The organism is Nonomuraea sp. NPDC005983 (assembly GCF_040614375.1).
In the GTDB taxonomy this organism is placed as follows: domain Bacteria; phylum Actinomycetota; class Actinomycetes; order Streptosporangiales; family Streptosporangiaceae; genus Nonomuraea.
In genome coordinates this window covers 47,704-61,374 of the sequence record NZ_JBEXUP010000044.1, presented here as the reverse complement: position 1 = coordinate 61,374, position 13,671 = coordinate 47,704, and the positions used below count along the sequence as shown (strand labels likewise).

Below are 13,671 nucleotides of genomic sequence, written 5' to 3'. Positions count from 1 at the left end.
TGCTCCTGCCGCTGCTGACGATCGTGATCGCGCTGTTCTTCGCCTTCCTCCTCAACGTGGGCGGCGGTCAGGCGGCGGGCGCGATGGGCGGCCACCTCGGCGCGGGTGGACTGCTCCAGGCCGTGCGGGGTGAAGAACATGCGCTCGGCGTCGGCGCCGAACTTGGCCCTGGCTCGCTCGCGCAGGCCCGCCTGGGTGAGGGCGGCCGAGGTGAGCGCGGCGTCGTACGTCCGGCGCAGCTTCGTGGCGGCGGCGAGCGGGTCGGCGCCGGTGAGCTCGACCGCCTCGGCGAGCGCGCGCAGGCCGCGCGGGGTCAGCAGCTCGGTGAAAGCGTCGAGGTCCACGTCATACGACGTTAGCGCGTGCGGCCGGCGGGAGCGCCGGGGAGACTTCGGCAGTGCGTGCGGCCGGCGGGAGCGCCGGGGAGACTTCGGCGCGTCGTTTTCGCGGGCCGCGAGCTGCAGGAAGCCCGCCAGACCGGGAATCCTGGACGTCATGGCCGAGGGCCGCCACGGCTGATCGCTCTGAGCAGACGCGTTCGTGTTGACTGTCAAGCCCCTCTTGCATATGTTTCCTGTTGGCACTCTCCCCTTGAGAGTGCCAACGTGCGACGAGGCAGGTCTGACACCCGCGACGGCAGGCCCCGCTGGTCGCCTCTTCTAGATCATTCAAATCTGAAGGGGAGGTCCGATCGTGACGACCGCCACCAAGGTTCCCGTTAAGCCGCTCGGCGACCGCATCGTGGTCCAGCCGCTTGAGGCCGAGCAGACGACCGCTTCCGGTCTCGTCATCCCTGACACCGCCAAGGAGAAGCCGCAGGAGGGCAAGGTCCTCGCGGTGGGCCCCGGCAACTGGGACGAGGACGGCGACAAGCGGATTCCGCTCGACGTCAGCGAGGGCGACATCGTCCTGTACAGCAAGTACGGCGGCACCGAGGTCAAGTACGGCGGCGAGGAGTACCTCGTGCTCTCCGCCCGCGACGTTCTCGCGATCATCGAGAAGTAAGCCGGTTGTGTCGAGCCCCGGGCGCGCTCTTGGCGGCCGGGGCTTTCGACACTAGGAGAGGAATCTCAGCAAAATGGCGAAGATCCTGGAGTTCGACGAGGGCGCCCGCCGCGCGCTCGAGCGCGGCGTCAACGCCCTCGCGGACGCCGTGAAGGTTACCCTCGGCCCGCGCGGCCGCAACGTCGTCATCGACAAGAAGTTCGGTGCTCCGACGATCACGAACGACGGCGTGACCATCGCTCGTGAGATCGAGCTGGAGGAGCGCTACGAGAACCTCGGCGCCCAGCTCGCCAAGGAAGTTGCCACCAAGACCAACGACGTCGCGGGCGACGGCACCACCACCGCGACCGTCCTGGCCCAGGCCATGGTCCGCGAGGGTCTGCGCAACGTGGCCGCCGGCGCCTCGCCGCTGTCGCTCAAGCGCGGCATCGACAAGGCCGCCAAGGAGATCAGCGACAGGCTGCTCGCCAGCGCCCGTCCGGTCGAGGACAAGAAGGAGATCGCCAACGTCGCGACGATCTCCGCGCAGGACGCCCGCATCGGCGATCTGATCGCCGAGGCGTTCGACAAGGTCGGCAAGGACGGCGTCCTGACCGTCGAAGAGTCCAACGCCATGGGCATGGAGCTCGAGTTCACCGAGGGCCTCCAGTTCGACAAGGGCTACCTGTCGGCGTACATGGTCACCGACCCCGAGCGCATGGAGGCCGTCCTCGAGGACGCCTACATCCTGCTCACCCAGGGCAAGGTCTCCTCCATCGCGGACTTCCTGCCGCTGCTCGAGAAGATCGCCCAGACCAAGAAGCCGCTGCTCGTGGTCGCCGAAGACGTCGAGGGCGAGGCCCTGGCCGTCCTGGTCACCAACAAGATCCGCGGCACCTTCACCTCCGTCGCCGTCAAGGCCCCGGGCTTCGGCGACCGCCGCAAGGCGATGCTGCAGGACATGGCCATCCTCACCGGCGGCCAGGTCGTCAGCGAGGAGGTCGGCCTCAAGCTGGAGAACGTCGGCCTCGAGGTGCTCGGCACCGCCCGCCGCATCGTCGTCACCAAGGACGCGACGACCGTCGTCGACGGCGCCGGTGACGCGGAGGCCATCGAGAGCCGGGTCAAGGAGATCAAGCTCGCGATTGAGCAGTCCGACTCCGACTGGGACCGTGAGAAGCTCCAGGAGCGTCTCGCCAAGCTCGCCGGTGGTGTGTGCGTGCTGCGCGTCGGCGCGGCCACCGAGGTGGAGCTCAAGGAGAAGAAGCACCGTCTCGAGGACGCGATCTCCGCGACGCGCGCCGCGATCGAGGAGGGCATCGTCTCCGGTGGCGGCTCCGCGCTGGTCCACGTCTCCAAGGACATCGACGACCTCGGCCTGACGGGCGACGAGGCGACCGGCGTCGGTGTCGTCCGCCGCGCGCTGGTGGAGCCCACCCGCTGGATCGCCGAGAACGCCGGCCTCGAAGGGTACGTCGTCACCCACAAGGTGGCGGAGCTCGCGGCGGGCCACGGCCTCAACGCCGCGACTGGCGAGTACGGCGACCTGCTCAGCCAGGGCGTCATCGACCCGGTCAAGGTCACCCGCTCGGCGGTGCAGAACGCGGCGTCCATCGCCGGCATGCTCCTCACCACCGAGGTCCTCGTGGTCGACAAGCCCGAGGAGGAGGCCCCCGCCGCAGGGCAGGGCCACGGTCACGGCCACGGCCACTGACCTTCTTCCCGTTCCACGCCTACGGCCCGCACCACTGTCGGTGCGGGCCGTTCGCGTTCCCGCGAACCCCGACCGCCGATCCTCCCGTCCCCGGCCTTCAGCGCGCCGTTCAGGCCGGACGCCGACGCCCGCCTTCGGCGTGGGGTGTCGGTGTCGGGTGTCGGCCAGCGCCCCGTCCGCGTCCCGTGCCGTCCGCGTCCCGTGCCGTCCGCGTCCCGTGCCGTCCGCGTCCCGTGCCGTCTGCGGCGCGGGATGTTCGCTTGCGGGCTCCCCTCCCGTGCCGCGCAGTGGGGGAGGGCCGGTAGGGGTATCGCCCGCATTGCCCGGATGGGGGTTGTCTGCGGGTTTTTAGGGCGATATATCCCGTTCACAAGTGAGCGGCGGAGTCAACAGGGTTGGCCGGATGTGGAAAAGAGGTTTATCGAAGTAAACCCGGGGTGTTCGTTAAGCGTCTAGCGGTCTGACAAATGTTGCGCATTCCGGCTTATAGAGTGAAATATTCTGCCACATTGAAAGACTTAGTGTACGCGGTCGATTACCGGGCGTTATTGCCGCTTCAATGTGACCAATCCGTAGCCGTTCGCTATGACGACAGGCCGGATCGGTGCGGGCATCATGCCTATCGTGAGCGAGGGAAGCGTCGCCGACGCCAAAATTGGGGTAAGGCTCGCGTCGAGACTTCCGGCACGGACGGATGACTCCGACCTTAGGGAACTGACGAGCCTCGCCGTGCAGGGAGATCGCAGTGCGATCGAATCCCTGCTCGGTGAGTTGCGTCCGATGGTGGTGCGGTATTGCCGTGCCAGGTTGGGCAGGGTTTCTGGGCAATATCACATTGCCGATGACGTCGCCCAAGAGGTGTGCATCGCGGTGCTGTCCGCTTTGCCCCGATACCGTGACATGGGTCGGCCTTTCGCGTCCTTCGTCTTCGGGATCGCCTCGCACAAGGTGGCCGACGCGTTGCGGAGTTCCGTGCGCTCGGCCGTCCCGACCCAGGATCTGCCTGACGGGCCCGATGACGGGCCTGGCCCCGAGGAGACCGTGGTCCGGTACATCGAGGTGGAGCACGCCCGGCGGCTGCTCGCCCGGCTCCCCGACAACCAGCGGGAGTTGCTGCTGTTGCGGGTGGTGTCGGGGCTGTCCGCCGAGGAGACCGGTAATGTACTCGGTATGTCACCAGGTGCGGTCCGCGTCGCCCAGCATCGGGCGCTGGCCAGGCTGAGGCAGATGGCCGAGCTGGAGTCGGCTTGACGCCAGAGGAAGAGACCGACGCGCTCCTCGGCGCGCTATCCCGAGGTGAGGCGGGCGGTTCCGGCGACCCCGCCGTGCGCCTGTTGGCCGCCCTGCGCGATGACGTCCTGGACGACGTCTCTCGTGACGAGGTCCCGTGCGGCGGCGACCTGGGCGAGGGCGGCGTGGGTCAGTGGCGCTCCTCGGTGTCTATGACGCCGTCCACGTAACCCCTGGCGTACTCCCAGCTGACGTAGTCGGCGGGGTCGGGGTGGAACGCGGGCTCGTGCACCTGGGGCTGCCCCTTCTCGATCATCTGGCGCAGGTTGCCGCGCAGCAGCTCCCAGTCGAAGAAGTGCTGCTCACCGCATTCAGGGCAGTCGAGCACGAGGCCGAGTACTCCCTGCGGTTCCAGCAGCGAGCGGAAGACCTCGACGTCGGCCAGGTCGGTGATGGCCTCGTCGCGTTCGGTCGCGGTGAGCGGCTCGGAGTCGTCGAGCTCGCCCATCTCCGCGGAAGGGTCGTTCGGGTCGTCCGCGAACGGGTCGCGGGGGACGTCTTCCAGCACCTTCCCACCATATGACCCATGGGGGTCCAGCGGTGGGTGTTAGCCCAGCCAGCCACGCCGGGCGGCTTCCACGCCCGCGTGGAAGCGTGACTGGGCGCCCAGCTCGGTCATCGCGTCGGCGAACCTGGCGCGCACCGTGCGCACCGACACGCCGAGCTGGCGGGCGATGGAGTCGTCGCACACGCCCTGGGCCGCCAGCCTGAGCACCTGGACCATGCCGTCGCTCCGGCGGCGGCCCCAGGGGAGCGGTACGGCGCGTCCCCACAGCTCCTGGAAGAGCGAGCGGAGCACGCCGACCACGATCGGCGTGCGCACCAGGTAGAAGTTGTACGCGTGGTCGGGCAGGTTGCCGCCCCAGAGCGCCGGCAGCCCGGCGGCGTCGGGGCCCGCGGTCATGAACCAGCTCGGCAGCCGGTCCAGCGTGCGGACCCGGCCGCCCGTCTCGACCAGCCGGGAGACCTGTTCGCGGACGCCGGGCGCGGTGAGCGTGGCGACCGGGATCAGCGCGCGCAGTGTGAGCAGCCTGCGGCGCTGTGCATCGATCCAAGGATCAGCAAATTTCCGAACAAAGTCGGTCATGGTGCGCTCGTCCGGGATGACGGTCAGCAGCTCCAGCGGCGGCGACTGCACCGCCATTCCGACCACCGACTCGTACAGCACGTCGGCCCCGCTGACCAGCTCGACCGGGAAGGGGCCGCTCTGGTAGTCGCGTCCGGCGTCGTAGTCGCGGATCAGGTGGCGGATCGAGCCGAGGGCGCTGTCGATCCTGCGGCTCTCCTCCGCCAGCCGGTCCAGGCGCTCGGCGAGCAGGCGGCCGAGCGCGGCGGCGGGATGCCTGGCCAGGTACTCACCCGAATGCTCGTCCACCACGCCTAATCTGACGAGGTCGTCGAGCTGGCTGCTCACCTTCTCCACCGGGCCGTCCGTGGCCTCGGCCAGCTCGGTGCGGGTCGCCTTGTGCAGGCGCAGCACCGCTGTGTAGAGGGCGCTCTGGGCCGGATCGAGGCCCAACGTCTCGAGCGGGTCGGACGTCTTAGGCCGATCAGACAGGGTGCGGGACTCGTCGCGCATGTGGGGTGCTCCGTCGGGGGGACGCGGGCGTGTCGCGAGGATAGCTCGGCATTAGGCCCGTGTCCGCTGGTTACGCGGACTCCTCCGCCCTCGCGTGCAACTTCGTGCAATTGCACGTTTTCACCTTGCGATGTGTCCTTGAGTAACGCAGGCTTAACCCACAGTCGGCACGCACCGGCGGGGCATCGCTGGCCATCAGGACGCGGAGGGGGGTTCGGTGGCGCGACGCGCGCCCCGGCCGGGTGCCGATGGCCGGGGGGTGAGACGGGTCATCGACCGCCCCGCCCCCCGGCTCTCTGGCTGCCGGGAGTACGGCGGTGGCGTGGGGGTCATCGTCCTCCCGGCTTCCCTGTCGTTTGGCACCAGGCCCTAGACTTGCCTTATTCAGCGCAGACGGCAGGAGGGGGCCGCAGCATGTCCAAGTTCACCGAAGTGGGTTTCACCTTCGACGACGTGCTGCTGGTGCCGGCATATTCAGATCTCCAACCGGGCGAGGCCGACACCTGGTCCCGCCTGTCGCGGGGCATCACGCTGTCGATCCCGCTGGTCTCCGCGGCCATGGACACCGTGACCGAGGCGCGCATGGCGGTCGCCATGGCCAGGCAGGGCGGCATCGGCATCCTCCACCGCAACCTGTCGGTCGAGGAGCAGGCACAGCAGGTCGATCTGGTGAAGCGGTCCGAGGCCGGCATGGTCACCAACCCGGTGACGTGTACGCCCGACGCGACGCTGGCGGAGGTCGAGCAGCTCTGCGCCACGTACCGGATCTCCGGCGTGCCCGTCACGGACGTCTCCGGCATCCTCGTCGGCATCGTGACGAACCGCGACATGCGCTTCGAGACCGACCACTCTCGCCTGGTGGGCGAGGTCATGACCAAGATGCCGCTCGTCACCGCCCCCGTCGGCGTCTCGCGTGACGAGGCCTTCAGGCTGCTCCGGCAGAACAAGATCGAGAAACTGCCCCTGGTCGACCCCGACGGCAGGCTGCGCGGCCTGATCACGGTCAAGGACTTCACCAAGAGCGAGCAGTACCCCCTGGCCACCAAAGACTCCGACGGCCGCCTCGTGGTGGGCGCCGCCGTGGGCGTCGGCGGCGACGCGGAGCTGCGCGCCAAGGCGCTGATCGAGGCCGGCGTCGACGTGCTCGTGGTGGACGTCGCCCACGGCCACTCCAAGGGCCTCGCCGAGATGATCGCCAAGCTCAAGGCCAACAGCAAGGTCGACGTCATCGGCGGCAACATCGCCACCAGGGCGGGCGCCCAGATGCTCGTCGACGCGGGCGTCGACGCGGTCAAGGTGGGCGTGGGCCCCGGCTCCATCTGCACCACCCGCGTCGTGGCCGGCGTGGGCGCACCGCAGGTCACCGCCATCCATCAGGCGTCGCTGGCCTGTGCCCCGGCGGGCGTCCCGGTCATCGGCGACGGCGGCCTGCAGTACTCCGGCGACATCGTCAAGGCCATCGCCGCGGGCGCCGACACGGTCATGCTGGGCTCGCTGCTGGCGGGCTGCGAAGAGTCGCCCGGCGAGCTGATCTTCATCAACGGCAAGCAGTTCAAGTCGTACCGTGGCATGGGCTCGCTCGGCGCGGTACGCAACCGCGAGCGCGGCGGCACCTCCTTCAGCAAGGACCGTTACGCGCAGGCCGAGGTCGGCGGCGACGACAAGTACATCCCCGAGGGCATCGAGGGCCAGGTCCCCTACCGCGGGCCGGTCGAGGCGGTCGCCCACCAGCTGATCGGCGGGCTGCGCCAGGGCATGTGGTACGCCGGGTGCCGCACGATCGCGCAGATGCACACCGACTGCGAGCTCATGCCGATCACGGCCGCGGGTCTCAAGGAGAGCCATCCCCACGACATCCAGATGACCGTGGAAGCCCCGAACTATCACAGAAGGTAAACCGCATGACTCAGCAGGTGGAGATCGGCCGAGGCAAGACGGGCCGCCGAGCTTACGCGCTCGACGAGATCGGGCTCGTGCCCTCGCGGCGCACGCGTGACCCCGAGGAGGTCTCGATCGCCTGGCAGATCGACGCCTACCGGTTCGAACTGCCCGTCGTGGTCGCCCCCATGGACAGCGTCGTGTCACCGGCCACCGCGATCGAGATCGGGCGGCTGGGCGGCCTGGCCCCGCTCGACCTCGAAGGGCTGTGGACCCGCTACGAGGACCCGTCGCCGCTGCTGGAGGAGTGCGCCTCGCTCGACACCGAGGCCGCGACCAAGCGGCTGCAGGAGATCTACGCGGCGCCGATCAAGGAGGAGCTGATCGGCCGCCGGATCGAGGAGATCCGCGCGTCCGGCGTCACGACCGCGGTCCGCCTGTCGCCGCAGCGCACGGTCCAGTACCACAAGGCCGTCATCGACGCGGGCGTCGACATCTTCATCATCCGCGGCACCACGGTGTCCGCCGAGCACGTTTCCGGGCGGGCCGAGCCGCTGAACCTCAAGCAGTTCATCTACGAGCTGGACGTCCCGGTGATCGTCGGTGGCTGCGCCACCTACACGGCCGCCCTCCACCTCATGCGGACGGGCGCGGCGGGCGTCCTGGTCGGGTTCGGCGGTGGCGCGTCCCACACCACGCGCAACGTGCTGGGCGTGGCCGTCCCGATGGCGACCGCGATCTCGGACGTGGCGGCGGCTCGCCGCGACTACCTCGACGAGTCGGGCGGCCGGTACGTGCACGTGATCGCCGACGGCGGCATGGGGACGTCCGGCGACATCGCCAAGGCCATCGCGTGCGGCGCCGACGCGGTGATGGTCGGCTCGCCGCTGGCCCGCGCGTCCGAGGCGCCCGGCCACGGCTTCCACTGGGGCTCCGAGGCGCACCACCCCGACCTGCCGCGCGGCCGGCGGGTCGAGTTCGGCACGGTCGGCACGCTGGAGCAGATCTTCCACGGCCCTTCCAGCGTCGCCGACGGCTCGATGAACCTGATGGGCGCGCTGAAGCGCACCATGGCCTCCACCGGGTACTCCGACATCAAGGAGTTCCAGCGGGTCGAGGTCGTGGTCGCTCCCGTCCAGAGGTAGCGTTCGAACCCAGGATCAGACCCGTCGCCGTCTCCGGCGCGGGTCTTCTCCGTCTGCGGGCAATGGGCGCTTCGTGGACGCGAGTGGCGCGTCAGCTCGACGTGGTGGACCAGGGGTCCGTCGACCGGCTCGCCCGCCGGCTCGGTGACTCCTACGGGCGGCTGACGTGCTGGTCAACAACGCGGCCATCCACTACGACACCTGGCCGCCGTTCTCGCGGCCGGCGCGCGCGGATACTCCCCTAGCATGCCGATCATGCAGTGGACGCACGAGATCGACATCCAGGGCGACGTCGTCACCAAGCGATACGTGACCAAACAGCTGGTGGACGGGCATGAAGGGGTGGCCGAGCGGGAGTGGCGGGCGCTGACACTGCTGGCCGAGCACGCCCCTGGCCTGGCGCCCACGCCGATCGCCTTCCACCACGCGGCCAAGGAGGCGGTGGAGGGGGCGGTGGTCATGTCCCGGATTGACGGGGTGCCGCTGCGTGGCCTGCCCGATCCAGGAGCGCACGCCCGCGCCCTCGTCGAGGCCGTCACCGAGCTGCACGAGGCGGTGCCGCGCGCGGTGCTCGACACCGTCCCGGTGCGGCCCTGGCAGGTGGAGGGGCTCGCCGCCGTGGTCAGCGGGTGGTGCGCCCGCTGGCAGCCGAGGGACCCGCTGGCCGATCGGGCCGTGCGGGAGGGGGCGAGGTGGCTGGAGGGTTGGCGGCCCGGCGAGGCAGGGGCGACGCCGGTCTTCGGCGCGGGCGACGGCAACCTGGCGAACTTCCTGTGGGACGGCTCACGGGTCCGCGTCGTGGACTTCGAGGACTCCGGCCGCAGCGACCGGGCGTTCGAGCTGGCCGAACTCTGCGAGCACGTCTCGATGTGGGTGGAGGGTCCACTAGATGTGGGAGTGGAGGTCGCCCGCCACGTCGAGCTGACCCCCGCGCAGGCGCGGCGGATGCGCGGGTGCCGCAGGCTTCAGGCGCTCACCTGGCTGTTCCTGCTGTCGGGCGAGGGCCCGCGCAATCCGCCCGGAACCTTCGCAAGGCAGGTCGAACGCGTCCTGAGAGCATTGGACGCATGAGACCCGCGCAGACCGCCGACAGGGCGGCCGTCGAGCAGCTGGTGCAGGCCGTCTTCAAGCTGTGCTGGAGGCGAACGAACGTGAAGATGGCCAGCCGGCCTCTGCAGGGCCGCCAGGCGGTGTCGATGCGCAAGGAGCTCAGCCGCTGAGCACGCCCAGCAGGTGGGTCACCTCGCGGGCCACGGCGTCGCGGCCCGCTCTGAGGTACTTGCGCGAGTCGACGACCTTCTCGTCGTGGGCCAGGTAGTCGCGGACCGCGCCGGTGAACGCCTTGTTCAGGTGCGTCGCGATGTTGATCTTCTTCATGCCGTGCCGGACGGCCTCGCGCAGCGTGTCGTCGGCGACGCCGGACGAGCCGTGCAGCACCAGCGGCACCGGCACGGCCGCGCGTAGCTCGGCGATGAGCGCGAGGTCGAGCACGGCGTCCTTGGTGGTCATCGCGTGCGAGCTGCCCACGGCGACCGCGAGGGCGTCCACGCCGGTTCTCGACACGTACTCGACCGCCTCGTGCGGCTTGGTGCGGGCGCCCGGTGCGTGCACGCCATCCTTGCCGCCGACCTCGCCGAGTTCGGCCTCCACCCACACGCCGCGCGCGTGGCACCAGGCGGCGACGTCGGCCGTGGTCGCCACGTTCTCCTCGTCGGGCAGCGCGGACGCGTCGAACATCACCGACCCGAGCCCCAGCTCGACGGCCTCCTCGACCAGCGCCCGGTCGGTGGCGTGGTCGAGGTGGACCGCGACGGGCACCTTCGCCTGCCTGGCGACCGCCAGCGAGGCGAGCGCGACCGGCTCCAGCGCGCCGTGGTAGCGGACGCAGTTCTCGCTGATCTGCAGGACGACGGGCAGCCCGACGGCCTCCGCGCCCGCCACGATGGCCGTGGCGTGTTCGAGCTGGATCACGTTGAACGCGCCCACCCCTGCGGGGGACTCACGGACGATGTCGCCGATTCCGGCGAGCGGCATGACGGGCTCCTTACGTGATGACGATCTGCGGATGCATGTCGGCGTAGACGTCGCGGTCGAAGTCTCCGGCCACCGGCGCCGCGACGGCGGCGGCTCCCAGGGCGGCGGCCCTGCTGAGGGTCTCGGGCCACCCGGCCCGTTCCACCAGCCCCAGCGCCAGGCCCGCCACCAGCGAGTCGCCCGCTCCGGTCGGGTTGCCCTCCACCTTGTACGGCATGCGCGCCCGGAACGTCCCTTCGGGGGTGACGGCGAGCAGCCCGTCGGACCCCATGGACACGACCACGGACCGCGCTCCCCGGCCCCGCAGCGCCTGCGCGCCCTCCTCGGGGCCGCCTCCGGGGACGGCCCTGGCCAGTTCCTCGGCGTTGGGCTTGACGATCGAGGGACGCCCGCTCGGCGCGTGCCTGAGCGGCTCGCCGTCGGCGTCGACGATGGCGGGGACCCCCTGCTCGGCGGCGATCGCGGCCAGCGTGGCGTAGGTGTCGGCGGGGACGCCTCGCGGAAGGCTGCCCGAGATGACGACCGCCCTGGCGGTCGCCAGCAGGGACGTGTAGGTGTTCAGGAAGTTTCCGAGCTCGTCGGCCGTGACCTCGGGGCCGGGCTCGTTGAACAGGGCCGTGCGGCCGGCGCCGGTCTCGGAGACCACCAGCGTGGTCCGGGAGTCGCCGGCGACGCCGACGAGCGCGCTCGGCAGCCCGGCCGCCCGCAGGTCGGCCTCGACGGCCTCGCCGGTCGGCCCGCCCGCCAGGCCCGTGACCAGCACCTCCTGGCCGAGCGCGGCGAGCACGCGGGCGACGTTGACCCCCTTGCCGCCCGCCCGCCTGTGGACGGTGGAGACCCGGTTGACGCCGTTCCAGTCGACGCCGGGCACCTGGTAGGTGACGTCGAGGGCGGCGTTGAGCGTCACGGTCAGGATCATCAGGGCTCCGTGATCCAGGAGCCGCGCTTCATCACGCCCGCCACTTCCAGCGAGTTGTCGAGCACCACGAGGTCGGCGAACCTGCCCACGGCGATCGAGCCGACCTCGCCGTCGAGGCCGAGCACGCGGGCGGGTGTCAGCGAGGCCACCTGGACGGCCTCCGGCAGCGACAGGCCGACCTCCCGGACCGCGCGGCGGAAGGCGACGTCCATGGTGAGGGTGCTGCCCGCGATCGAGCCGCCCTCGACCAGCCTGGCCACGCCGTCGGTGACGGTCACCTCCATGGAGCCGAGCACGTAGGTGCCGTCGCCCATGCCGGTGGCGGCCATCGCGTCGGTGATCAGCGCGGTCCGGCGCGGCCCTGCCACGTCGAAGGCCAGGCGCAGCATCGCCGGGTGGACGTGCACGCCGTCGTTGATCAGCTCGACGGTGACGCGCTCGTCCTCCAGCAGCGCCGCGACGGGGCCGGGGGCGCGGTGGCCGAGCGCCGGCATCGCGTTGTACAGGTGGGTGGCGACGCTCGCGCCCGCTTCGACGCCCTCCAGGGTCTGCTCGAAGGTGGCGTCGCTGTGGCCGAGCGCGGCGATGACGCCCTGGGCCACGGCCGCCCTGATCGTGTCGAGCGCGCCGGGCAGCTCAGGGGCGATCGTGAGCATGCGGACGTGCCCGCGCCCGGCCTCGACCAGGGTCGCGAACTCCTGCGGCGTCGGTTCGCGCAGCAGCGCCGGGTTGTGCGCGCCGCAGCGCGCCTTGGAGATGTACGGGCCCTCGAAGTGGACTCCGGCCAGCAGGCCCTCGTCGCAGAGCTCGGCCAGCGAGGACGCGGCGGCGGCCAGTTCGTCGGTCGTGCCGGTGACCAGGCTCGCGATCATCGTGGTGGTGCCGTGGCGCTCGTGCAGCGCCACGGCCTCCCTGGCTCGGTCCTGCTCGCCGGTCGGGAAGGAGCCGCCGGCCCCGCCGTGGTTGTGGATGTCGACGAAGCCGGGTACGACGTGCCGCCCGCCCAGGCTGTGGCCGTCGCGGGGGGCCGATCCGCGGCCGATGTGCGTGATGCGGCCGTCTTCGATGGTCAGCCACCCGTCGTGCACTCCCTCGGAGGTCACGATGCGGGCGTCGGCGAGTGTAAGGCTCATGAAGAAAGGATCACAGATCGCGTGAGGTGCAGAGGCTCATCGGGGTTGAGGCCCTTGGCGAACGCCCTGGCCACTGCGACGCGCTGGGCCCTGATCAGCTCGGCCATCGGGTCGAGCCCGGACTCCATGAACGTGCCGCCCGTGGCCTCGACCTGCTCGCGCAGGCCCTCGGGGGCGGCGCCGAGCATCCAGGTGACGCGGGAGGGGCCGGCGATGCTGATCGGGCCGTGGCGGTACTCCATCGCCGGGTACGCCTCCGTCCAGGACCTGGACGCCTCGCGCATCTTCAGCGCCGCCTCCTGGGCCAGGCCCACCGACCAGCCGGTGCCGAGGAAGCTGTACTGCTCGGCGGCGGTCAGCTCGTCGGGGAGCGGGGCCGACACCGCCTGCTCTGCGTCGGCGATCGCCTGGGTCAGGTCCTCGCCGAGGCTGGCGCGGAGCAGGGCGAGCTGGGTGGTGGCGAAGCGGGTCTGGACGACGGACCGCTCGTCGGCGTAGTCGAGCACGATGGTCTGGTCTGCCGCCGTCATGATCGGGGTGTTCGGGTCGGCGGTGATGGCGGTGGACCTGGTCTGCGTCCTGCCGAGGAGTTCGAGGACCTCGGTGGTGGTGCCGGAGCGGGTCAGCGCGAGCACGCGGTCGTACGGGCGGCCGACGGGCGCCTCGGAGGCGGCGAACGCGTCGGTCTCGCCGAGCCCGGCCCGCTCGCGCAGCGCGGCGTAGGCCATCGCGATGAACCATGACGTCCCGCAGCCGATGACGGCGACTCGCTCGCCCGGGCTCGGCAGCGCGTCGGCCGGAACGTTCTCGACCGCGCGACGCCAGCATTCGGGCTGCGAGGCGATCTCGGCTTCGGTGTGGGTCGTCACCGGTTACCTCCCGTGATGTGATTGTTTCTGCGCTTTTTATATCAGATTAGAGCAGAATTGTGCACCGCTGGCTGTGTCTGGCTGGGTATGCCACGCTTGCTGCTGACCGGTCTCAAAGGGGGAAGA

The 13,671-nt window shown here is 70.5% G+C and carries 14 protein-coding genes and 1 pseudogene; 8 read left to right on the top strand and 7 right to left on the bottom strand.

Going from position 1 to position 13,671, the window contains the following annotated elements; translation table 11 throughout:
- Positions 1 to 344: pseudogene (locus ABZ297_RS20680) on the bottom strand (hypothetical protein); the annotation flags it as partial.
- A 346-nt stretch (positions 345 to 690) separates the two neighbouring features.
- Between ABZ297_RS20680 and groES the strand changes: the two are divergent.
- From groES to ABZ297_RS20660, 4 genes are all read left to right on the top strand, one after another.
- Entirely contained in the window at positions 691 to 1,005 is a 315-nt protein-coding gene (gene groES / locus ABZ297_RS20675) for a co-chaperone GroES (protein WP_197093639.1), read from the top strand.
- Positions 1,006 to 1,078: 73 nt separating this feature from the next.
- Positions 1,079 to 2,698 carry a chaperonin GroEL gene (groL, locus tag ABZ297_RS20670; RefSeq protein WP_355348300.1) on the top strand — a complete coding sequence of 540 codons (1,620 nt, stop codon included), beginning with the start codon at positions 1,079 to 1,081 and terminating at the stop codon, positions 2,696 to 2,698.
- 615 nt (positions 2,699 to 3,313) lie between these two features.
- A complete protein-coding gene (locus tag ABZ297_RS20665; protein ID WP_090930520.1) occupies positions 3,314 to 3,949 on the top strand; it encodes a sigma-70 family RNA polymerase sigma factor in 636 nt (211 codons plus the stop codon).
- Entirely contained in the window at positions 3,946 to 4,158 is a 213-nt protein-coding gene (locus ABZ297_RS20660; protein WP_355348297.1) for a hypothetical protein, read from the top strand. Before ABZ297_RS20665 ends, ABZ297_RS20660 begins: the two co-directional genes overlap by 4 nt.
- Here ABZ297_RS20660 and ABZ297_RS20655 read toward each other — a convergent pair.
- Together ABZ297_RS20655 and ABZ297_RS20650 are read right to left on the bottom strand one after the other, a co-directional pair.
- On the bottom strand, positions 4,119 to 4,496 hold the full coding sequence (locus tag ABZ297_RS20655) for a DUF5319 domain-containing protein (RefSeq protein ID WP_350803876.1): 378 nt from the start codon (positions 4,494 to 4,496) through the stop codon (positions 4,119 to 4,121). The genes ABZ297_RS20660 and ABZ297_RS20655 overlap by 40 nt on opposite strands.
- 39 nt (positions 4,497 to 4,535) lie before the next feature.
- Positions 4,536 to 5,567, bottom strand: a complete 1,032-nt coding sequence (locus ABZ297_RS20650) for a LuxR C-terminal-related transcriptional regulator (RefSeq protein ID WP_355348293.1) — start codon at positions 5,565 to 5,567, stop codon at positions 4,536 to 4,538.
- A 414-nt stretch (positions 5,568 to 5,981) separates the two neighbouring features.
- Between ABZ297_RS20650 and guaB the strand changes: the two genes are divergently transcribed.
- The 4 genes from guaB to ABZ297_RS20630 all read left to right on the top strand — a co-directional run bounded on the left by guaB (position 5,982) and on the right by ABZ297_RS20630 (position 9,810).
- Positions 5,982 to 7,463: an IMP dehydrogenase gene (gene guaB, locus ABZ297_RS20645; RefSeq protein WP_355348290.1), complete on the top strand. Its 1,482-nt coding sequence runs from the start codon at positions 5,982 to 5,984 to the stop codon at positions 7,461 to 7,463.
- A gap of 5 nt (positions 7,464 to 7,468) precedes the next feature.
- Positions 7,469 to 8,590, top strand: coding sequence for a GuaB3 family IMP dehydrogenase-related protein (locus tag ABZ297_RS20640; protein ID WP_355348286.1), 1,122 nt, complete (start codon positions 7,469 to 7,471; stop codon positions 8,588 to 8,590).
- A 255-nt stretch (positions 8,591 to 8,845) separates the two neighbouring features.
- Positions 8,846 to 9,661 (top strand): aminoglycoside phosphotransferase family protein, encoded by an 816-nt coding sequence (locus tag ABZ297_RS20635; RefSeq protein WP_355348283.1) that lies wholly within the window; start codon positions 8,846 to 8,848, stop codon positions 9,659 to 9,661.
- Positions 9,658 to 9,810: a hypothetical protein gene (locus tag ABZ297_RS20630; RefSeq protein ID WP_355348280.1), complete on the top strand. Its 153-nt coding sequence runs from the start codon at positions 9,658 to 9,660 to the stop codon at positions 9,808 to 9,810. Before ABZ297_RS20635 ends, ABZ297_RS20630 begins: the two co-directional genes overlap by 4 nt.
- Here ABZ297_RS20630 and ABZ297_RS20625 read toward each other — a convergent pair.
- The 4 genes from ABZ297_RS20625 to ABZ297_RS20610 are packed head-to-tail and all read right to left on the bottom strand — an operon-like array spanning position 9,800 to position 13,545.
- Positions 9,800 to 10,624, bottom strand: coding sequence for a class II fructose-bisphosphate aldolase (locus ABZ297_RS20625; protein ID WP_355348277.1), 825 nt, complete (start codon positions 10,622 to 10,624; stop codon positions 9,800 to 9,802). The genes ABZ297_RS20630 and ABZ297_RS20625 overlap by 11 nt on opposite strands.
- Before the next feature lie 10 nt (positions 10,625 to 10,634).
- Entirely contained in the window at positions 10,635 to 11,543 is a 909-nt protein-coding gene (locus tag ABZ297_RS20620) for a 1-phosphofructokinase family hexose kinase (RefSeq protein ID WP_355348274.1), read from the bottom strand.
- Positions 11,543 to 12,676, bottom strand: coding sequence for an N-acetylglucosamine-6-phosphate deacetylase (gene nagA / locus ABZ297_RS20615; RefSeq protein WP_355348271.1), 1,134 nt, complete (start codon positions 12,674 to 12,676; stop codon positions 11,543 to 11,545). Before nagA ends, ABZ297_RS20620 begins: the two co-directional genes overlap by 1 nt.
- Entirely contained in the window at positions 12,673 to 13,545 is an 873-nt protein-coding gene (locus ABZ297_RS20610) for a sugar isomerase (RefSeq protein ID WP_355348268.1), read from the bottom strand. Before ABZ297_RS20610 ends, nagA begins: the two co-directional genes overlap by 4 nt.
- Positions 13,546 to 13,671: the final 126 nt, after the last annotated feature.

What these genes read in the sequence shown, in the direction of transcription:
- ABZ297_RS20620 (WP_355348274.1), bottom strand. Translation starts at nt 11,543, where the DNA reads ATGATCCTGACCGTGACGCTCAACGCCGCCCTCGACGTCACCTACCAG.
- ABZ297_RS20635 (WP_355348283.1), top strand. Translation starts at nt 8,846, where the DNA reads ATGCAGTGGACGCACGAGATCGACATCCAGGGCGACGTCGTCACCAAG.
- guaB (WP_355348290.1), top strand. Translation starts at nt 5,982, where the DNA reads ATGTCCAAGTTCACCGAAGTGGGTTTCACCTTCGACGACGTGCTGCTG.
- ABZ297_RS20630 (WP_355348280.1), top strand. Translation starts at nt 9,658, where the DNA reads ATGAGACCCGCGCAGACCGCCGACAGGGCGGCCGTCGAGCAGCTGGTG.
- ABZ297_RS20650 (WP_355348293.1), bottom strand. Translation starts at nt 5,567, where the DNA reads ATGCGCGACGAGTCCCGCACCCTGTCTGATCGGCCTAAGACGTCCGAC.
- ABZ297_RS20665 (WP_090930520.1), top strand. Translation starts at nt 3,314, where the DNA reads ATGCCTATCGTGAGCGAGGGAAGCGTCGCCGACGCCAAAATTGGGGTA.
- ABZ297_RS20625 (WP_355348277.1), bottom strand. Translation starts at nt 10,624, where the DNA reads ATGCCGCTCGCCGGAATCGGCGACATCGTCCGTGAGTCCCCCGCAGGG.
- ABZ297_RS20640 (WP_355348286.1), top strand. Translation starts at nt 7,469, where the DNA reads ATGACTCAGCAGGTGGAGATCGGCCGAGGCAAGACGGGCCGCCGAGCT.
- nagA (WP_355348271.1), bottom strand. Translation starts at nt 12,676, where the DNA reads ATGAGCCTTACACTCGCCGACGCCCGCATCGTGACCTCCGAGGGAGTG.
- groL (WP_355348300.1), top strand. Translation starts at nt 1,079, where the DNA reads ATGGCGAAGATCCTGGAGTTCGACGAGGGCGCCCGCCGCGCGCTCGAG.